This window comes from Furfurilactobacillus sp. W61-4 (assembly GCF_057545565.1).
Genome location: NZ_BAAJNZ010000003.1, coordinates 174,107 through 194,425, shown reverse-complemented (window position 1 = coordinate 194,425; position 20,319 = coordinate 174,107). Strand labels below are relative to the sequence as shown.

Annotated in this window: 13 protein-coding genes and 1 pseudogene; 11 read left to right on the top strand and 3 right to left on the bottom strand. The window is 45.0% G+C overall.

The annotated features are described in order from the left end of the window. The first annotated feature begins 2 nt into the window (after positions 1 to 2). The 6 genes and pseudogenes from AC27FN_RS05165 (at position 3) to AC27FN_RS05140 (ending at position 12,019) form a co-directional block, all read left to right on the top strand. Entirely contained in the window at positions 3 to 3,134 is a 3,132-nt protein-coding gene (locus AC27FN_RS05165; RefSeq protein ID WP_487166946.1) for an AAA family ATPase, read from the top strand. Positions 3,135 to 3,731: 597 nt separating this feature from the next. Further along, positions 3,732 to 4,631, top strand: coding sequence for an aspartate carbamoyltransferase catalytic subunit (locus tag AC27FN_RS05160; RefSeq protein ID WP_487166945.1), 900 nt, complete (start codon positions 3,732 to 3,734; stop codon positions 4,629 to 4,631). Between the two features lies 1 nt (position 4,632). Continuing rightward, the gene (locus tag AC27FN_RS05155; protein ID WP_487166944.1) at positions 4,633 to 5,907 is read left to right on the top strand and encodes a dihydroorotase; all 1,275 of its coding nucleotides are present in this window, start codon (positions 4,633 to 4,635) and stop codon (positions 5,905 to 5,907) included. Between the two features lie 9 nt (positions 5,908 to 5,916). Further along, positions 5,917 to 7,002: a carbamoyl phosphate synthase small subunit gene (locus tag AC27FN_RS05150; protein WP_487166943.1), complete on the top strand. Its 1,086-nt coding sequence runs from the start codon at positions 5,917 to 5,919 to the stop codon at positions 7,000 to 7,002. Then, positions 6,995 to 10,160, top strand: a pseudogene (gene carB, locus AC27FN_RS05145) (carbamoyl-phosphate synthase large subunit). Before AC27FN_RS05150 ends, carB begins: the two are co-directional and overlap by 8 nt. An 878-nt stretch (positions 10,161 to 11,038) precedes the next feature. After that, positions 11,039 to 12,019 carry an aldo/keto reductase gene (locus AC27FN_RS05140; RefSeq protein WP_487166942.1) on the top strand — a complete coding sequence of 327 codons (981 nt, stop codon included), beginning with the start codon at positions 11,039 to 11,041 and terminating at the stop codon, positions 12,017 to 12,019. Positions 12,020 to 12,266: 247 nt separating this feature from the next. Here AC27FN_RS05140 and AC27FN_RS05135 read toward each other — a convergent pair whose 3' ends face one another. Next, complete coding sequence (locus AC27FN_RS05135) at positions 12,267 to 13,439, bottom strand: iron-containing alcohol dehydrogenase (RefSeq protein ID WP_487166941.1); 1,173 nt, start codon at positions 13,437 to 13,439, stop codon at positions 12,267 to 12,269. 418 nt (positions 13,440 to 13,857) lie between these two features. Here AC27FN_RS05135 and AC27FN_RS05130 point away from each other — a divergent pair, with 418 nt between their 5' ends. From AC27FN_RS05130 to AC27FN_RS05110, 5 genes are all read left to right on the top strand, one after another. Then, entirely contained in the window at positions 13,858 to 14,829 is a 972-nt protein-coding gene (locus AC27FN_RS05130; RefSeq protein ID WP_487166940.1) for an AEC family transporter, read from the top strand. A gap of 381 nt (positions 14,830 to 15,210) precedes the next feature. After that, the gene (locus AC27FN_RS05125) at positions 15,211 to 16,863 is read left to right on the top strand and encodes a peptide ABC transporter substrate-binding protein (RefSeq protein ID WP_487166939.1); all 1,653 of its coding nucleotides are present in this window, start codon (positions 15,211 to 15,213) and stop codon (positions 16,861 to 16,863) included. Between the two features lie 269 nt (positions 16,864 to 17,132). Then, the gene (locus tag AC27FN_RS05120) at positions 17,133 to 17,618 is read left to right on the top strand and encodes a MarR family winged helix-turn-helix transcriptional regulator (protein ID WP_487166938.1); all 486 of its coding nucleotides are present in this window, start codon (positions 17,133 to 17,135) and stop codon (positions 17,616 to 17,618) included. 73 nt (positions 17,619 to 17,691) lie between these two features. Next, complete coding sequence (locus AC27FN_RS05115; protein WP_487166937.1) at positions 17,692 to 18,255, top strand: LOG family protein; 564 nt, start codon at positions 17,692 to 17,694, stop codon at positions 18,253 to 18,255. Between the two features lie 113 nt (positions 18,256 to 18,368). Then, entirely contained in the window at positions 18,369 to 19,010 is a 642-nt protein-coding gene (locus AC27FN_RS05110) for a hypothetical protein (RefSeq protein ID WP_487166936.1), read from the top strand. A 50-nt stretch (positions 19,011 to 19,060) separates the two neighbouring features. Here AC27FN_RS05110 and AC27FN_RS05105 read toward each other — a convergent pair whose 3' ends face one another. After that, the gene (locus tag AC27FN_RS05105) at positions 19,061 to 19,540 is read right to left on the bottom strand and encodes a glutathione peroxidase (RefSeq protein WP_487166935.1); all 480 of its coding nucleotides are present in this window, start codon (positions 19,538 to 19,540) and stop codon (positions 19,061 to 19,063) included. A gap of 82 nt (positions 19,541 to 19,622) precedes the next feature. Continuing rightward, positions 19,623 to 20,132 (bottom strand): MarR family transcriptional regulator, encoded by a 510-nt coding sequence (locus AC27FN_RS05100; protein ID WP_487166934.1) that lies wholly within the window; start codon positions 20,130 to 20,132, stop codon positions 19,623 to 19,625. Positions 20,133 to 20,319: the final 187 nt, after the last annotated feature.

Here is a 20,319-nt window from a genome sequence, read left to right as displayed (position 1 = left end):
AGATGCGACCCTTACAATTGCATTTAGTTAATTTTGGCCCGTATCGCGACCAAGTTGTTGACTTTGAAGATTTCAATGAAGTTCCACTCTTTCTCATTAGTGGGAAAACGGGTAGTGGTAAGACAACGATTTTTGACGCGATGTGCTTTGCTTTATTCGGCCAGTCTTCTGGCGGTGATCGCGATCCGGAAGCGATGCGATCCGATTTTGCCGCAGATAGTGAACCGACAGCAGTTACCTTAATCTTTGAACATCAGCATCAACAATATGTGATTACACGATCACCAAAGCAAACTGTGGCCAAAAAAAGGGGCACCGGCACGACAATCCAAAATGCGAGTGTTGATCTAACTGTCACAGACCACAACGGTAAAGAACAAAGCTGGACTAAGAAAAATACGGTCGAAGCCAAATTATATGATCTCCTACATTTAACACCTGCGCAGTTTACCCAAATTGTTTTATTGCCACAGGGACAATTTCGGCAATTTTTAGCAGCTAACAGTAATGAAAAACAAGCTTTATTAGCGGATTTATTTGGTACAGATCTGTACGCGCGGTGGGCTAATCAGTTAAACGACCGTTTGCGAGAAATGAAACAGGCCGCTAGTGAGCAGAGCACAAAACTGACTACCATGACACAGATGATTGAATGGGTCACCGAATCAGCACCAGCAAAGGATGCGCCCGTTCAGGATGTTTTGACGGTCTTAACGAGGCAGATTGAGCAGATGACCCCGGCGTTGCAGCAACGAAAAGCTGCCTTAGAGTTGAGTCAATCGCAGCTTGCCAAAACTGTGGCAACGCTGAAAGCAGCTGAAAGTTTGCAAACGTTAATGACAGCACGTGAGCGTGCTAGTCAGCACCAGGCAAGTTTAGCCCAACAGGCACCGATGATGGCTGATCTAGCCAATAGAATCGCTCGGATTGATTGGGCGACAACGGTGGTTCCATTGCAAAACAAACGGCGAGAAACAGCCCAACTCGTCGAACAGACGCGACAGCGATTGGCGACCACCAATGCTGATTTGACGGCAAGCACGACGAAATTAACTGAAGCCACCGCAAAATTAGCTGAAATGAAAGCTCGTCAAGGCGAAGAACAAACGCGGCAACAGGAATTAACGCAATTAGCTTCCGTCCGCCCACTGTATGAGCAAGTTCGATCGTTAAGCGATCAAGTCAAGACACAACAAGTTTTAACTGAGGCAACGACCACTGCTGTCGCCAAACGACAACGTCAGTTAACCGAAGCACAACAACAGGTGACACGATTATCGCAGATGTTGAACCAACTTAACGAGCAAAGCAACGAATTAACGACGGTGCAAGCCAAACGGCAGCAGGTCACAATGTGGCAGCAACAATGGGCCACGCTTGAACAACACCAACAAGCGGTGTCTGCTCAACAACAGCATCTTGATGAATTACGGCAGCGTTTGGCACATGCCAAGCAGGTACAAACCGGAGCGGAAAAGGCTTATCAAAATGCTGATCACGCTTGGACAGTCACTCAAATCAAACGACTGAGCGCCAAGCTAGTTCCCGGTGAGCCGTGTCCTGTGTGTGGGGCTACCGACCATCCTAAAGTGGCCGTTTTAACCGAAACTGCGATTACTGAAGCTGAGGTGAAACAGGCCGAACAGCAACGACAAGTGGCTTTATCGGCAGTGGCAAGTTTAACAGCCGAGCTTGAAACCCAGACCGATCATTGGCAGCAAGCTCAAGCTGAGCTGCAGACCACTACACAACGGTGGCTAGCTGACGTTGCGGCTAATCAGACCGTTTCAAGTCCCATGACAGTTGATCAAGTAGTCGCTTGGTTGAAGCAGCAACTTGACCAGTTAACCCAAGTACAGACACAATTAAGTCAGGCGCTTGCAGAGAAAGGGTCCACTGAGACCACCTTAGCCAGCGAAAAGCAACTTGTTGAACAGCTGCAATCCGCTTTGACTGAGCTGCAGGAAAAGGCGCAAACTCAAGCGCAGCAGCTGGTTCGCTTACAGGCACAGTTGGGAGATCGAAAACAATCGCTCCCTGAACGATTTGCTGATTTAACGGCACTTGACCGGCATATGACCCAACTTGAGGCAGCTAGTGCAGCATTTTTGAAGGATCAACAGGCATTACAAGCAGCTCAAAATAGTGCGCAACAAGCTGTAACTCGGTTACAAGCCAATCACGATTCACTCACGATGGATTTGAATTCACAAGAAAATGAGCAAACGATCGCGATAACCACATTCAAACAGGCATTGGTTAGTGAAGATGAAAAGATGACCGAAATTAAGTTTGCCGCCTTGGCGGAAGAAATTTCGACCTTAGGCACCTTAAAACAGCAGTATCAGGCTTATTTAGATGAGGAAACTTCGGTTAAAAGTCAGTTGGTGACGCTGGCTCAGCAAATTGGTGACCAAAGCCTACCTGACCTCGCGCAATTGACTGAGACACAACGCCGTCAAACCGAGCAACGTGATGAGGCACAGCAGGCTTATTATGAATATGAACAGGTCGTCAAACAAAATCAGCAAGTGGCAGACAAAATCACCCAGACATTAGCCGAGCATCAGGCCGCTCAACAGCAATTGGTCGACATGACACAATTGGCTAATACTGCCAACGGGAAGGGCGATTTGAAACTGAGCTTAGAGCGGTATATCTTGCAGACTTATCTGCAAAAAGTGCTACAAGTCGCCAACGGTCGCTTAGGCCGTTTAACGGGTGGCCGCTATCAATTTCGGTTAGATCCTAATGCTGGCTCCCATGCGACCGATACCGGGCTGGAGATTGATGTTTTTGATGATCAAGCTGGTAAGGTTCGCAGTGTTCATACATTATCCGGCGGTGAGAGTTTTATCGCAGCATTATCGTTGGCTTTAGCCCTTGGAGAAGTGATCCAGCGTGAGTCTGGCGGGATTGCGATGGAAGCATTATTTGTGGATGAAGGGTTCGGATCGCTGGATGAAGAAGCCCTACAGATGGCCATGGAAGCGTTACAGAGTATCGAAGGTCAGAACCGAATGATTGGGATCATTAGTCATGTCACCGAATTACAAGAACAGATTCCGGATCAGTTGAAAGTGATTGCTCTTGCCAATGGGCAGAGTCGTATTGAATATCAACATGAATTATAGGGGCCGCTATTTCCTGGGGAATAATTGTTAATGGCCATTTTGCCAACCATCATTGAGCCCCTTCATAATGTTAAGCAATGCCTCCGGTACAGTTACGATCAAAAAATGAACACAGCCAGGGATTAGAAAGCGTGCTAAACAGATAATGCTGAGAATAGCCGTACGCTTCGATAGTACTCGTTCAAGCTGCCACCAATTTTCATCTTTAAAACCTCCTCATTTAGACTGAGTTTACACTTTAAGGGGTGGTTGGATGAAAAAATACGAATTAAGAGTTATGTATTTAAATTATAATTCGTATTTATATGTGTTTTCCAACTTATTTAAAAATAATGTTCGTTGAAGTTCGCTTTTTGCTGACTAATTGTTAAAAATTACTTGTTTTCTACCGACTAAGTGATACACTTATTTCAATCAAATTGACCTTTAATTAAGTCCGAGAGACTTAAAAGGCGCATGTGCGGGGGCTTAGTCCAGCAAAATTGCTGAAGTTGCCTCACTGAACTTAATTGTTAAAGCAAATGCCTTTAGAGAATTCTCGGAATTTTCTGAAGGCATTTTATTGTGGCGCTGATTTTGGTCAAAAGGAGTGCGAGGATGGATCACTTAACAAATCTCAATGATTTAACGGATGAGCAACTAACTCGATTAATTCAACTCGCTTTGGATTATCAGACAGGGGTCCGTCCAATTGCACGGGAACCCCATTATGTAGCAAACTTATTTTTCGAAAATTCCACGCGAACACAAACCAGCTTTCAGATGGCAGAACTTCGCTTAGGCTGGCAGCGTATTTTTGTCAATCCAGCAACTAGTTCAACGGCAAAAGGGGAAAGCTTTTCAGACACGCTGAAGACCCTGGGAGCCATTGGTGTTGAAGTTGCCGTGATCCGTCATGCCCAGACAGAGTGGTACCAACCGTTGCTGGTGGAACAGTCGCCGTTGTTGCCGAAACTAATCAACGCTGGTGATGGTTCTGGGCAGCATCCCTCGCAAAGCCTACTGGATTTGATGACGATTCAACAAGAATTCGGGCATATTCGAGGACTTAAGGTGCGAATTGTCGGTGACTTAGCTCATTCGCGAGTTGCTCGTTCTAATGCAGAGATCTTACAACGGCTTGGTGCAAGCGTCACCTTCAGTGGCCCGTTAGCATGGTATACCAGTGACTTCGACCAATTTGGTCAGTATGTTGACTTGGATGATCAGTTAGCCGATGTCGATATTGTCATGCTATTGCGGGTCCAACATGAACGGATGACCGCCTTAAGCAACGAGCACTTTGATCAGGCGGATTATCATCGTCAATTTGGGTTAACAAATGCTCGTTATGATCATTTAAAGGATCGAGCGATCATCATGCACCCCGCTCCCGTTAATCGCGGCGTTGAAATGACTAGTGACTTAGTTGAAGCCCCCAAATCACGTATTTTTAAACAGATGACAAACGGTGTCTTTGCACGAATGGCCATGCTAACAATGCTGATGGAGGATTAACATGACACGACTACTAATTAAGCATGCTCAGATGGTCGAACAGCCTGGGCAATTAATCGATATCTTAATTGAAGATGAACGGATCGCGGCTATTGGTTCGTCACTGGCAGTATCTGGAGACGAAGTTATCGATGCACGGGGGGCACTGGTTATGCCTGGTTTGGTTGATGTTCACGTCCATTTTCGTGACCCAGGACAAACGGACAAGGAAACCATTACCACTGGTTCTAAGGCAGCGGCACGCGGCGGTTTTACGACGGTGTTAGCAATGCCCAATGTGCAGCCAGTACCAAATACGGCAGCGACACTCCACGAGATGGTAATTCATAATCATGAAAAAGGGCTGGTTCACATCGAACAATACGCAGCGGTTTCTGCTGAACTAACCGATCAATCCATTAACGACTTGGTTGGTCTCGCGCAGGCTGGTGCGGTCGCCTTTTCAAATGATGGTAAAGGCGTTCAATCTGCAGCCACGATGCTAGCAGCTATGAAAGCGGCGGTAAAAGCTAAACGTGTGCTATCAGCTCATCTTGAAGATAACGACTTAATGGGCCATGGCGTCGTTGATCAATCCATTGCTGATCAATTGCGGGTTGCTGGGATTGACCCCTTGGCCGAAACGAGTCAATTAGCTAGGGACTTGGTATTAGCGCAAGCGACCGGTGCCCATTATCACGTGGCACATTTGTCGACCAAGGGCAGCGTGGAACTCGTGCGGTTAGCTAAACTGCATGGGGTTCACGTCACTGCAGAAGTGACACCACATCATTTGCTACTAGACACGACTGCGATTCACGCTCGAAAAGATGTGAACTTAAAAATGAATCCGCCATTACGCACGCCAACTGATCGCGCAGCCGTAGTGGCGGGATTATTGGATGGCACCATCGACATGGTAGCGACAGATCATGCTCCTCATACGGTAGCGGATAAAGCAGGGGATTTAATATCGGCAGCCTTTGGTATCACTGGATTAGAAACATGCTTTCCGTTGCTATATACCCATTTGGTGCGTCCCGGCATTGCAACATTAGCTCAAGTCCAACGTTGGTTAAATCAAGCACCAGTAAAGGCTTTTAACTTAACGGCACCAACAACGATTCAGGTGGGGCAACAAGCTGACTTAGCGTTATTTGATTTAGAACATGCCCATCCTATTCAAACGGACGAGTTCGCGTCTAAAGGCATGAATACACCGTTTATTGATGAAATCGTTTACGGGATGACGGTGGCAACTATTGTTGATGGAAAGCTAGTTTATCGAGCAGATTAGGAGGACGCGATGCAACGGCATTTGATTTTGGAGAATGGATCAGTTTATACGGGAACCGCTTTTGGAGCGACGACCAGTGTTGCCGGCGAGTTAGTCTTTAATACTGGGATGACCGGCTATCAAGAGTCAATCACGGATCCGTCCTATATTGGACAGATTCTGGTCTTTACCTATCCGTTGATTGGCAATTATGGTATCTGTGCCGATGATAATGAGGCACCCACACCGAGTGCTAGTGCAGTGATTGTCCACGAACTTGCGCATCGGCCCAGTAACTGGCGAATGTCGGCGACGTTACCAGCTTGGGCAGCGGAACACGGTTTGCCGGGGTTAACAGATATTGATACGCGGGCTTTAACTAAAGAATTACGGGACCAAGGTAGTATGAAAGCCATGCTGGTAGATGAAGTTACACCGGCGATTAAAAGCCAGTTACAGTCGCTGTCTTTGCCGAGGAATCAAGTCGCCACTCACCAACCAGTTTTATCACCGAATCAGTCGACAATAACCACCGATTTGACGATTGCAGTGATTGATTTTGGCACGAAAGCATCTATTGTAGATGCGCTTGTTCGTCGTGGCGTAAAAGTGACGGTTTATCCAGCGGATGTTATTGCTGAAAGAGTGCTCGCCGATAGGCCAGATGGCGTTTTATTGTCTAATGGGCCAGGTGATCCGACCTCAATGTTAACTAGTCTACCGTTGATTCGTCGTTTGCAGGCCCAATTACCACTGATGGGCATTTGCCTAGGACATCAGTTGTTTGCGTTAGCTAATGGTGCAGAAACATACAAAATGAAATTTGGGCACCGTGGCTTCAATCATGCGGTTAAACGATTGCTGGACGGACAGTTGGCATTTACGGCACAAAATCATGGTTATGCGGTAGCTCAAGCGTCACTGGCTGGTACCGAGCTAGTCGTTACACATGAAGAAATTAACGATCACACAGTTGAGGGATTGCGGTTAAGAAATCGACCGGCGTTCTCAGTGCAATTTCATCCCGATGCCACACCTGGTCCTCACGATGCTAGCGCATTATTTGATGACTTTCTTGCCAGCGTAGTCAAAGAAAAGGAGCAATTACATGCCTAAACGGATAGACTTGCACAAAATTCTCGTCATCGGTTCCGGTCCAATTGTGATTGGTCAAGCAGCAGAATTCGACTATTCAGGTACGCAGGCGACCATGGCCTTACGTGAGGAAGGTTACGAGGTGGTGTTGGTTAATTCTAATCCAGCGACAATTATGACTGATCAGGAGGTCGCTGATCGAGTGTACATCGAACCACTGACGGCTGAATTTTTAATGCGTATTTTACGACGTGAACACCCTGATGCGATTTTACCCACGTTAGGTGGACAGACGGGCTTGAATTTAGCTAAAGAGCTGTCGGAATCCGGTATTTTAGCAGAATTAAACATCGAGTTATTAGGCACACCCTTGTCAGCCATTGAAGCAGCAGAAGATCGGGAACAATTTAAAGCTTTGATGAAAAAATTGGGTGAACCCGTCCCAGAGTCAACGATTGCGACGACTGTTGCGGCGGCGGTGCATTTTGCTAACGAAATCGGCTACCCGGTGATCGTGCGACCTGCCTACACCTTGGGTGGCACCGGTGGCGGAATTGCCCAGACGGAAGCACAATTACGCGAAATTACGGCTAATGGGTTGAGTTTATCGCCAGTGACACAAGTGTTAATTGAACGTTCAATCGCCGGTTTTAAAGAAATCGAGTTTGAAGTGATGCGCGATGCACAAGATACGGCGTTGATTGTTGCCTCAATGGAAAATATTGATCCGGTAGGCATTCACACCGGCGATTCACTGGTCGTCGCTCCAGTCCAAACATTATCTGACCGTGATTATCAAATGATGCGTGATGCCGCCTTGAAGATTATCCGAGCGTTAAACATTGAAGGTGGTGTCAATATCCAAATGGCTCTGGATCCCAACAGTTTTCACTACGACATTATTGAAGTGAATCCGCGGGTTTCTCGCTCATCGGCCTTAGCTTCGAAGGCCACTGGGTATCCGATTGCTAAGATGGCGGCTAAAATCGCTGTTGGGCTGACACTAGCCGAAGTAACTAATCCAGTAACTGGTAGTACAACGGCCGCGTTTGAACCGGCCTTGGATTACGTCGTGGTTAAAATTCCTCGTTGGCCGTTTGATAAATTTCCAACAGCGGACCGACATCTTGGCACCCAGATGAAGGCCACTGGCGAGGTGATGGCCATTGGGCGGAACCTAGAAGAGGCACTGAATAAAGCGATTCGCTCATTAGAATTAGGCGCGACTCCTGATTATGTTTCGGTTAGTAACGATGATTTACTGCAGGGTTTGATGCCAGCGCGCGATGATCGCTTGTTCCAATTACTGGAATTATTACGACGCGGTCAAACGATTGAAACGTTGCATGAACAAACGGGTATTGATGTTTTTTTCTTGGACAAGTTAGCTCACCTGGTTGCCTTAGAAACCGCGCTGCAGCAACATCCAAATGATTTAACCATCCTAAAAGAGGCTAAACAAAATGGCGTCGCTGACAAAACCATTGCTCGTTTGTGGCAGAAGACAGCGCTAGCGGTGCGTCAACAACGATTGTCGGCAGGTATTAAACCAGTTTATAAGATGGTCGATACGGCTGCTGGCGAGTTTGTTTCACAAACGCCGTATTACTATGGGACTTACGAGCAAGTCAATGAAGCAAAGGTTTCTACTAAACCCTCCGTGTTGGTGCTCGGTTCGGGTCCAATTCGGATTGGCCAGGGGGTAGAGTTTGACTATGCGACCGTCCATGCGGTCAAAGCTTTACAAGCCGCTGGTTATGAAGCAATTGTCATGAACTCCAATCTAGAGACTGTTTCAACGGATTTTTCTGTCTCAGATAAGCTTTACTTTGAGCCACTGACGGTTGAAGATGTGCTAAATGTGATTGATTTGGAACAGCCGGTAGGTGTGATTGTTCAGTTTGGTGGGCAGACAGCCATTAATCTGGCGGCACCGTTAGCCAAACGAGGCGTTAATATCTTGGGCACTAGCGTCACCGATTTAAATCGGGCAGAGGATCGGGAAGACTTCGACCAAGTGATTAAGCAACTGGCTTTGCCGCAACCATTGGGGCAAACAGCGACTACGGTGACGGGGGCGCTGCAAGCCGCCGCCCAGATCGGGTATCCCGTCTTAGTGCGGCCGTCATATGTGCTTGGTGGTCGCGCCATGGAAATTGTCACAAATGCCAGTGAACTCACGGATTACATGGGTCGGGCAGTCAAGGTATCTCAGGATCACCCGGTCTTAATTGACTCGTATCTGACTGGATCAGAAGCGGAGCTAGACGTGCTATCTGACGGTGAAACGGTTGTCATTCCTGGCATTATGGAACACATTGAGCGAGCTGGTGTGCATTCGGGTGACTCGATGGCCGTTTATCCAGCCCAACAGTTGAGTCCAGTAGTGCAAGCGGCAATGGCAGATGCGGCCATCGCACTAGCTAAAGCGTTACACATTCGTGGGGTGATGAACGTTCAGTTTGTGATTCACCAAAATCGCGCGTACGTCATCGAAGTGAATCCACGGGCATCGCGAACCGTACCGTTTATCTCTAAAGTCACGCACACGCCGATTGCTCAGTTAGCAACGCGAGTGATGATGGGTGAACGGTTAGCAGAAATGGGCTTTACAACCGGGGTATTACCTCAAGCACAACAAGTATTTGTGAAAGCGCCCGTTTTCTCATTCACGAAGCTGCCAGCGGTTGATTCATTATTGGGGCCAGAAATGAAATCAACTGGTGAAGTTATGGGGGGCGGATACTACCTTTGACAAAGCCCTGTATAAAGCCTTTGAAGCAGCAAAAATTCATATTCCAACGACGGGCAAGATTTTGTTTACAGTGGCAGATCCGGATAAACCGGCGGCGATTGAATTAGCGCAACGTTTTAACGAGTTGGGGTACGAGCTGGTTGCCACTGCCGGAACTGCCCAAGCTCTCACCGATGCTGGGTTAACGATCCAGCGCCTTGGTAAAGTAGCTGACTCGGCAGACAATCCGGTGACCGCTTTACACCATGGTGATTTACAAATGGTGATTAACACTACCCAACCTAGTCAACGCACTCAGTTAGATGGTCAACAAATTCGCCAAGCCGCAATTGAAAATGCGGTCCCACTCTTCACAGCTTTAGATACAGTGGCCGCCTTGTTGACGGTGTTGGAGTCGCGAAGTTTTGGATTAAAGGCGATGTAAGCGAAATGTTTCATGTGAAACATCCGCTTGAATCAGAGTGTTAAGGTGAATTGTTTCGATTCAAATAAACCAAGCATGAGCTCGTGGGTACAGGAGCGCATGCTTGGTTTTTGTGTGTCAATTATTGATTAGTCTGCTTTAAAACATGCTTAACTAAACGGCCTATGATGAAACGGTAAATTTGCGGATGATTTTTGGTCATCCAGACCATTAAATGATCCCCAGCAGAGTGGTGATAACGTAATTTTGGTCTTGGATCAGTCTTGGCACGTTTTCCATATGGAAAAGCTGGTTGCTCGCAGGAGAGGATGTTCCGGTGGCCAAAATGAGTGAGCTGTTGGGCTATCTTTCGCATGGTCCAAAGTGGTGAGATAACAGCCAGTTGGGTCAGCTGTGGGGTAAAGAACGGCACTAAAAAATTCCTTGAGTTACCGTCGGCGAATTGCCTTAACTCAAGGAATAAACTGGTTGATAGCAGGTCGGTTAAATTGTTTTTAGATCATGACATTTAAACCGAATCGGAAGTCTTAAAAAGAATCGTGACACAAGTTGCCATGAAGAAGGTGGAGGCAACCGGGATAAAAGTTGCGTTTTGAGCCAAAAAGAGAATTAGTTCCAGAATTGCGATAATCCAGACCAATGCCAGAATGAATCTTTTGATTTTAACCATAATAGCCATCGCTTCTTATATATTAATATTATTAAACTTATTCATAAAACACAAGTCGGGTTGCTTTAACATTTCGTAGTTACCTCAAGGTGCGTACTTGTTTGCAATAAATTAGCTTGTTAGGATGGACAAGGTTGTCAATAAAGACGAGACTACTTTTGAGAAATAGCATTAACGATAGAAGCAGGAATTATAAAAGGAGCTTTTGATGAAATATCGTACATTAGGAAAAACAGGATTTAAAATTAGTGACGTTTCGTTAGGTACGTGGCAACTGGGCGGTAAGTGGGGCGCCCCTTTTGATGAACAGGATGCCCAAGCAACGTTAGCGGCGGCTTATGATGCTGGGGTTAATTTCTTTGATACGGCGGATATTTATCAAGATGGACTTAGCGAAAAGGCCATTGGGACCTTTTTAAAAGGGAAGACGGACAAAGTGCACGTTTCAACCAAAATTGGCCGTAAGCTCGATCCCCATGTGGCAGCTGGCTATACGCCGGCCAATATTGATGCCTTTGTCGACGCAAGTTTACAAAACCTGCAAGTAGATGCGCTTGATAATGTGTTGCTGCACTGTCCGCCGACAGCAGTCTATTACAATCCGGAGGTTTGGTTTGAACTGGATCGTCTCAAACAAATCGGTAAAATTCGCAATTATGGTGTCAGTGTTGAGAAGACCGAAGAAGCGATCAAAGCATTAGATTATGATATCTCGACTGTTGAAATTATCTTCAACATGTTTCGATTAAAGCCGGCCGATTTATTTTTCAAGTTAGCACAAGCTAAAAATGTGGGTATTTTAGCACGAGTGCCACTGGCCTCTGGATTATTGTCCGGGAAATATTCGGCTGAAACGAAATTTGGTGCTGAAGATCATCGTTCCTATAATCGCGATGGATCCGCCTTTGATAAGGGTGAAACATTCTCTGGTGTAGATTATCTGACTGGCGTTAAAGCTGCTGATGAGCTCAAGCAACGTTTGGGGACGGAGCAGTTAGCTCAAACGGCATTGCGGTGGATCTTGATGTTTGATGCGGTAACAACCGTGATTCCCGGTGCTTCCAACCCAGGCCAAATTGCGCGTAATGTTAGTGCATCGGATGCACCAGCATTAACGGATGAACAGATGGCCATCGTTCGTGACGTTTATAACCGGCTGATTAAGAATCCGGTTGAGTATCTGTGGTAATGTGTAAATGAACTAGCAACAAGCAAAAATCCGCTAAGCAGACCTCTTGAACGAGGTTGCTTAGCGGATTTTTGTGGTTCTTCAGGACCAACGGCACTTAATTAATGGCCGCAAATTGGCCAACTGCAATCGGCAGTAGTAGTTTGTTTTGAACTGATTTTCTACCTGATATGTTCTTAGATTCAAAAAGATCGGCCCTGCAAAATTGCATGAGCCAATCTTCTGAGTGATTTTTTGGTTTCAATCCTTATTCTGCATCATAAGCAGCTTGGAAGATCTTGATAATGTCTTCCTTGGTCCCTTTACGAGGGTTGGAGAAGGCGTTACCATCTTTCAAAGCATTTTCAGCCATCAATTCAAAGTCTTCTGGTTTAGCACCGATTTCCTTGATTGACTTTGGAATACCAACATCTTGTGACATTTGCTTCATGGCTTTGATGGATAATTCGGCGGCGTCACGAGTGGACAGACCTTCTGTATTTTCACCCATAATTTCAGCTAATTCAGCAAACCGCTCTGGGTCAGCGATGATGTTGTATTGTTCAACATATGGCAATAATAGGGCACAGCAGACACCGTGTGGCGCGTCGTATTGACCACCGAGTTGGTGAGCCATGGCGTGGACGTAACCTAAGTTAGCATTGTTGAAGGCCATACCGGCGAGCATTTCTGCTTCAACCATCTTGGTCCGAGCTTCTAGGTTGTGACCGTTAGCGACGGCTTCACGCAAGGAAGTTTCGATCAACTTGATTGCTTCAATACATTGTGAGTCTGTGATCGGGTTGTGATCCACTGAAACGTAAGGTTCGATTGCTTGTACGAAAGCGTCCATCCCTGTAGCAGCCGTTAAGCCCTTTGGCACATCCAACATCAAACTAGGATCGTTGAAGGAAACCAATGGAATGTTGCGCCAAGAAACCACAACAAACTTCAAGTGAGTTTCTTCGTTAGTGATTACCGCGTGACGGGTCAGTTCTGAACCAGTGCCGGCAGTCGTGTTGACAGCAATCAATGGAGGCAGTGCATTGTCAAGCGTTTCGATACCAGCCAACTTAGTGATGTCGTCGCCGTTCGTTAAGATAATCCCAGCGCCTTTACCGGTGTCGTGAGCAGAACCACCACCGACCGTAATAATGGAGTCAGCACCGGATTCTTCGAATAACTTCTTTACTTCTTGGATGTTACGGATTTTAGGGTTAGGTTCTACGCCGTTGTAAACGACGTAGTCCACCCCAGCTTCTTTCAGGGAAGTCAAAGTTTGTTCAACGGCACCATCTTTTAAACCCTCTAGGAATTTATCAGTGACGATGACGGGCTTTTTCATTCCCAACATCTTAGCACGTTCACCAATTTTACTAATCACACCAGGGCCAAAGAAGTTGACACTTGGCATCAAAAAATCATAACTACGTTCAGCCATAACTGAAGAACCTTCTTTCAAAAATTGTGCGAACATTAAGTAACTCATTCACAAGTAAACTATAACTTCTATACTTACAATTATCAATAGGGTTTTTAAACATTCACAAAGTCAATAATATCAATGGATACGAACCGTTACAGTCGTGTAGCTTTCATAAAAACGCTTTCATACATAATTAACACTTTTCACAAAATTGCCGTTTAATGAGCCGCCTTAAACATTGAGCGGGCAAAGTTTACTAGTTTTCAAATAAATTGCGGGAAAATTGACGTTTCTAAAACAGATGTTTTATTTTATTAAAAATAGGGAGTCTGTTTTTAAGTATTTAAAGCGTTTTCGTGTTAACATAATCAAGTCAAGAAATTGTGAACTCACAAGGCCGACAAAATTTATATAGAAACGAAAGTGATTGGAAATGGCAGTATTTTGGACGTCGATTCAGAGTGTTTTATCGATTGTATTAATGATTGCAGTCGGTTATTGGGCGCAAGGACGTGGCTGGTTTGATGACAAGTTTTCCGGCGCGTTATCAAAGGTAATTATGAACATCGGATTGCCGGCTTCCATCTTCATGGCGATGCTCGAACGTTTTAAACCGGCACAGCTGGCTACACTGTCAACTGGTTTGCTGTACGTTATCCTAGCGGTTGTCATTGGCTATGTATTGGCCTGGTTTTTAACGCGGCTGTTCCGAGTACCCAAGGGGCGGCGGGGTTTAATGATGACGGCAATGAACGGGGCAAACACGGTCTTTATTGGCTTGCCATTGAATGTGGCCTTATTCGGTCAACCCTCGGTACCGTATCTTTTGGTTTATTATATTGTGAACACCGTCGTCATCTGGACCGTTGGGGTGTGGATTATCGCCGCTGATGATCCAACCACTAGTGGTAAAAAAGCCCAATTTGATTGGCATCACTTATTACCAGTGCCACTATGGGGCTTTATCGTCGCATTGCCATTTATCTTTTTCTGGCCACAAGCAGCAACTAGTTTACCAAGTTTTATTACCACTACGTTAACCGCCATTGGTGGACTGGTGACGCCACTGTCCTTGATTTATATCGGCATTATGTTGCGTAATTTTGGTTTGAAAAATATGTCATTTGATGGTCATGTCATTTTGACGTTACTTGGTCGTTTCGTGTTATCGCCAATTATTATGGCGCTGATCATCTTTGTTGGGTTACATGCCGGAGTTCCGATGGTCGGTGTATTTCAAAAGACGTTGATTATTCAATCAGCAACACCGGCATTGGCAGTATTGCCTATTCTAGCTAATACTTATCACAGTGATGTTAAATTTGCGACTAACATCGTCGTCGCGACTTCCACGTTATTTATTATCGTGGTACCAGTCATTATGGGGATTATTAACTTAGTGTAGGTTAAACGGAATGACCGTCGAAACGCTAGATGAGATTTTAATTGACGAATAATGAGTAATCGGGTACGCTATGCACATGTTAACTTTGAAGCAGTTTAATTTTTGAAAGGAGTGTTTAATCATGATGTCATTGTCACAATTCTGTTGTTGTTACACCTGTTTATCAAGCCAAACGATCATAATCGCGGCAAACCAGGTCTGTTAACACGATGGAATTTTTCAATGATTAACGATGATTAAATTACTTTCGTCGATAAATTCAGTGAAAAATTGTGTAACGGCTTTTGTCCGCGTGTGGGCAAAGGCCGTTTTTTGTTGTCTTCATTTTAATGACTAGCGCCCACACTTGAATTTCAAGAACGTCTAGAGGGGAAAAATAAGATGAGAAGACAACCATTTAAAACACGCACGCTTCTGATAGTAGCCATCTTCGGTTTATTGACGCTTGTATTAACTGCTTGTGGTCAAAAAAAGACTAGTGCCAGTGATCAACAAACCTTACGATTAGCAGCACAAGCGCCATTGGACACGATTGATTTAGCGAAGGCGACGGGTTACGGTCAAACCGGGAATATTTATGAAAGTTTCTATCGATTAGGCAAACAAGGGAAACTCACACCAGGATTAGCAAAATCGGTTCAAGTAAGTTCGGATGGTAAAATGTACACATTTCACCTGCGCCCCGGTTTGAAGTGGAGCAACGGAGATGCTTTAACAGCGAAGGACTTCGTTTATTCGTGGCGGCGAACCTTAACGCCGGCGACCAAGTCACAATACGCCTATTTGTTTGATGGGATAAAAAATGCGACTGCTGTTAATCAAGGGCGGATATCGCCAAAAAAATTGGGCATTAGCGCGCCGAATTCTCAGACCGTAGTTGTGCAACTTGACCGGCCGATTGCATATTTCAAGCTATTGATGGCCTATCCGTTGTTTGCCCCGCAGAATCAACGGGTCGTTGAGAAATACGGTAAAAAGTACGCAACTAAGGCTCAGTACATGGCTTATAGCGGACCGTTTAAATTAGTTAACTGGAATGGCACTGGTAATCACTGGCAATTTGTTAAAAACAATCAATACTGGGACAGAAAAGCGGTTAGGCTGCATAAGATTACCTATCAGGTGCTTGGCAATCCGACCACCGGCGTTGAAATCTTTCAGCAAAAAAAGTTGAGCTTAACGTTGCTGTCGAATCAACAGGTCAAGAATTATCGGAATAGTTCATTATTCAAAGAGTATCCCTATTCCTTAATCAATTACTTGAAGTGGAATTTTCATGACCCGGATGAAACTAATAATAAAGCCACGAATAATCAAAATATTCGTCAAGCCGTTGCATTAGCCATTAATCGACCACAATTGACGGAGAAGGTGTTAGGCGACGGGTCGCGGGTACCAACTGGTTTTGTCCCAGGTGGGCTAGCTCATGATCCGAAAAATGGACGTGACTTTGCTGATGAACAAGCAGTTCCAGACACTGTCACTTATAATCCGAGCCTAGCCAGAAGAAAGTTTGCAGCTGGATTGAAAGAAATTGGTGAGAAGCAAGTCCATTTGACCCTCCTAGCTGCTGATGACGATGCCTCAAGCAGCGTGGTGACCCAATACTTGAAGAGCCAACTGGAAAAAACGTTACCAAACTTCACGCTAAATATTCGATCTATTCCAAGCAAAGCAGCGAACCAACAGGGGCAAAAAGGTGATTTTGACGTAAGCCTGTCCGGTTGGGGTGGTGATTTTAATGACCCCATCACTTTCCTGCAAATTCCCCAGAGTAACACCGCCTATAACTATGGTAAATGGTCAGATAAAACGTACGATGAACTGATTAGTCGCGCGGAAGGAGCTGATGCGAATACCCCAGATCGCCGTTGGCAAGATTTGGTGAGTGCGAGTCAGCGACTCAATGAAGTACAAAGTTTTACACCTCTGTATCAAGCCAATTATGCTTATCTGCAGCAAAAGAATGTGCATGGCATTATTCATAATACGGCAGGGACTCAATGGAACTACAAATATACGTACATTAAATAGTGATATAACTGGGATCTAAGTCGGCAAGTGCAGTCACATGACTTAGGTCCCATTTTTTGACAATTAAGAATGGAATTGAAGGTTCTATTGCGATCTTTAATTGGCTGAAAACCCTTTAATAACAAGGCATGACAGAATTTTACAACTTGTTCCTTAGAACGATTTCAGATTAGTCAGAAGACTGGCTTTTTAGTGACTGAATGTGCTAACGTATAGCTATTACAGTAGTACTCAGTAAATTGTACTCAAGTAAATACGGAGGCACGAAAATGGCATCGAATCCAGAAGTCAAGCCACGCTTAATTGATGAACAACTCTGTGTGGCAGTTTATAACGCAAATAAATTATTCAACCACTTTTATATTGAAACGTTAAAGCCATATAATTTAACCTTTCCCCAGTACATCGCGCTCTGCGCTTTGTGGGAACATGATAAGCTTACGGTGAATGAAATTGGGTCTCGCTTGAACCTTGATAGTGGTACTTTAACACCACTATTACGGCGGTTGGAACAAAATGGCTGGGTAAAACGGACCCGTTCAAAGATTGACGAACGGCAAGTGATCGTCCGTCTAACACCAATGGCTAAATCAAAGCGTGATGAAGTTTATTCACAGGTCACGGACTGCCAGAGCTTGTTGGGGTTTGATGATCAGACCTATGTTAGCTCTCGGACGGCAATGTTTGACTTAGCGGATCGGTTGAAGTCAATTGATCCTAAAGATCTAGCCGCCGAGGCCGAGACTAAAGACTAACTCAACAAGAAAGCTATCTGTCGTTATGCGGCGGATAGTTTTTTTATAACTAAATGAAGGCGGAATAGACATTATGAAATATGTCGCAGTGTATTGTGGGGCTTCCACTGGTAACAAGTTAGTGTATCAAGCGGCAACACAAAAACTAGGCCATTGGCTGGTCGATCATCAGCTAAATTTAGTCTATGGTGGCGGGCGAGTTGGCCTAATGGGTAGCTTGGCAGCGGTGGTCTTAGCTGATGGGGGAAGTGTTCATGGCATTATGCCCGAGGCGCTGTTTAAGCGCGGGGCGGCAGCGACTAATTTAACTGAACTGACGATCGTTGAAAGCATGACACAGCGTAAACAGCAGATGATGGCTCAAGCTGAGGCATGTATTGCATTGCCGGGTGGACCAGGTACGTTAGAGGAAATTTCAGAAGCATATTCATGGACAAGAATTGGTGCCAACCAAAATCCGTGCATTTTTTATAATGTTGACGGGTTCTATGACCCGTTAAAGGTCATGTTTGATCAGATGGTGGCTGCTGGCTTTTTAACACAAACTGATCGGGATAAATTGTTGTTCTCTGATTCACTGCCAGAAATTTGGTCGTTTATAGAAAACTACAAACCGCCACGAATTCGTACTTATTGAGTGTGTTTCACGTGAAACTATCGCAAGATGATGAATGTTATAAGGACTATTTCAACGTTAAAAAAACGTCATGTGTTACATTGACCTCATCAAGAGTGTGAGGAGATGTCGACATGGCGTTTTTATTTGATTGGTCAAAGATGGAAACCGAAGAATATACTCATGATGTCACGCAAGGATCTGTCGTCCAATTAGGCGAACGGAATTATATTATGTTGTCAGGAACAGGCGATGAACATAGTAAAGCGTTCATGACACAAGCCAAAGCGATGCTAGCATTGGGACAGTATTTAACCGAAGCACCACAGCATCATATCGAAATTAATGATTTCCGTAACTATGTTCACTATCCGCTGAATGTTAGCTGGGTAGGCAACGTTGGTGAACCTCATGGAGACTACCAGATGCTGATGAAACATCCGAACTTCATGCCAGCAGCGGCTGTTGAACAGGCCATTGATCAATTAGCACAAAGCGATTCGGTGGTGGGACAGATTAAATATGGTCGGTTTGAGGAAGGACTAGAGGCGCAAATTGGACATGTTGGTCTGCCTGATGCGACCACCGTACAACAATTAAAGGCATTTGTTACGGAGAGTCCATTTGCAATCGACGAGACAGAAGGCGCTCATCGAGAACTCTATCTAAATGACATCACCACCTTACCAGATACACAGTGGCAAACAATTTTACGTCAACGCGTAACGCCCGTTGATCAACGAGCCGCGGATCAGTTTTCCATTGCAATGAATTAGCTTTCATGACTAGTCAATCAAAAAGCGATTTCCTTTTTAGGGAAATCGCTTTATTTATTGGTCTCTAATGCGTTGATAATACTGTCTTCCATATTTTCCGGGGTCGTGGTTGGCGCAAATCGTTTAATGAGGTGACCATCACGACCAATTAAAAATTTGGTATAGTTCCATTTGATTCGACCATGACCTGAAGCTTGCTTTAAATAAACGAATAGCGGATCGGTCTGGTCACCGTTGACCTGGATCTTTTGCGTCATTGGAAACGTGACCCCGTAATGAACTTGGCAAAAGTCGTTGATGTCAGAAGCGTCTGCTAACTCCTGATGAAATTGATTTGAAGGTAAACCGAGCACAACCAAGCCCTGGTCTTGATAATCTTGGTATAGCTTTTCCAACCCTTTTAATTGGGGGGCTAGTCCACATTTGCTTGCTGTATTCACAATTAAAACAACTTTGCCACGATAGGCCGAAAGATCAAGCGGTTGGCCGCTCAATTCGGTTTCTTTAAAATCATAAATTGTCGTCATCATGAACCTCCTATAATGCTTAGTGCCCCCATTATGGAGAATTAATCAGTAAAATGCGAACATTTAGATTGGGTGCTGAAAACAATTAAGATTGTCTGTCGGATAGATTGACGTCAGCCATCGCTGACAAGACATTAACCGCTATTTGAAGTTGATCTTCGTTAAATTGAGCTAAAACGGTCTGATAACGTTGCCGTTCCGCCTCATGCATCTGCGTATGAAGGGGTGCAATCAAATGGCCACGTGCCGTGATCCGAATGAAGACGGCTTTTTTGTTATCATCCGGATGAAATCGGTTAATTAGTCCCGCCGTCTCTAAACGTTTGATGTATCTAGAAAGTAACCCTTGGGAAAAATCAATCTGGGTGACTAAGACTTGATAGGCTAGTGTTTGATCGGGGGCTTGGTCAATATAACCGAGCAGTTGCATTTCTGAATGATTGAGATGCAAATGTTCAAGTTCTACAATTGTCGCAGCTGGTAATTGGTCTTTAAATTCATTCATGGCAGTTTGCCAGAAGTGCTCTTTGAACTGATCTTGCGTTTGGTTCAAAGTATGGATCGATTGACGCAATTGTTGAAAGTAATCCGTCATGCTTAAAATCTCCTTGCTGGAACAAGATCGTTTGGTAGCTTCAGGGACGTTTTAATAATAGATTACTAGTAATTTATATGCAACTAAGAGATCGAGTCGTTGCTTTGGTGAAATTGTGATCCATCCTTGCTGACTTCGCTTTAGTAAGCGCTTACAAAAAGACTAGGAAAAACGAACCTGTGATGAT

Excerpts from the sequence above, each read along its gene's own strand:
- AC27FN_RS05165 (WP_487166946.1), top strand. The coding sequence starts at position 3 with ATGCGACCCTTACAATTGCATTTAGTTAATTTTGGCCCGTATCGCGAC.
- AC27FN_RS05160 (WP_487166945.1), top strand. The coding sequence starts at position 3,732 with ATGGATCACTTAACAAATCTCAATGATTTAACGGATGAGCAACTAACT.
- AC27FN_RS05155 (WP_487166944.1), top strand. The coding sequence starts at position 4,633 with ATGACACGACTACTAATTAAGCATGCTCAGATGGTCGAACAGCCTGGG.
- AC27FN_RS05150 (WP_487166943.1), top strand. The coding sequence starts at position 5,917 with ATGCAACGGCATTTGATTTTGGAGAATGGATCAGTTTATACGGGAACC.
- AC27FN_RS05140 (WP_487166942.1), top strand. The coding sequence starts at position 11,039 with ATGAAATATCGTACATTAGGAAAAACAGGATTTAAAATTAGTGACGTT.
- AC27FN_RS05135 (WP_487166941.1), bottom strand. The coding sequence starts at position 13,439 with ATGGCTGAACGTAGTTATGATTTTTTGATGCCAAGTGTCAACTTCTTT.
- AC27FN_RS05130 (WP_487166940.1), top strand. The coding sequence starts at position 13,858 with ATGGCAGTATTTTGGACGTCGATTCAGAGTGTTTTATCGATTGTATTA.
- AC27FN_RS05125 (WP_487166939.1), top strand. The coding sequence starts at position 15,211 with ATGAGAAGACAACCATTTAAAACACGCACGCTTCTGATAGTAGCCATC.
- AC27FN_RS05120 (WP_487166938.1), top strand. The coding sequence starts at position 17,133 with ATGGCATCGAATCCAGAAGTCAAGCCACGCTTAATTGATGAACAACTC.
- AC27FN_RS05115 (WP_487166937.1), top strand. The coding sequence starts at position 17,692 with ATGAAATATGTCGCAGTGTATTGTGGGGCTTCCACTGGTAACAAGTTA.
- AC27FN_RS05110 (WP_487166936.1), top strand. The coding sequence starts at position 18,369 with ATGGCGTTTTTATTTGATTGGTCAAAGATGGAAACCGAAGAATATACT.
- AC27FN_RS05105 (WP_487166935.1), bottom strand. The coding sequence starts at position 19,540 with ATGATGACGACAATTTATGATTTTAAAGAAACCGAATTGAGCGGCCAA.
- AC27FN_RS05100 (WP_487166934.1), bottom strand. The coding sequence starts at position 20,132 with ATGACGGATTACTTTCAACAATTGCGTCAATCGATCCATACTTTGAAC.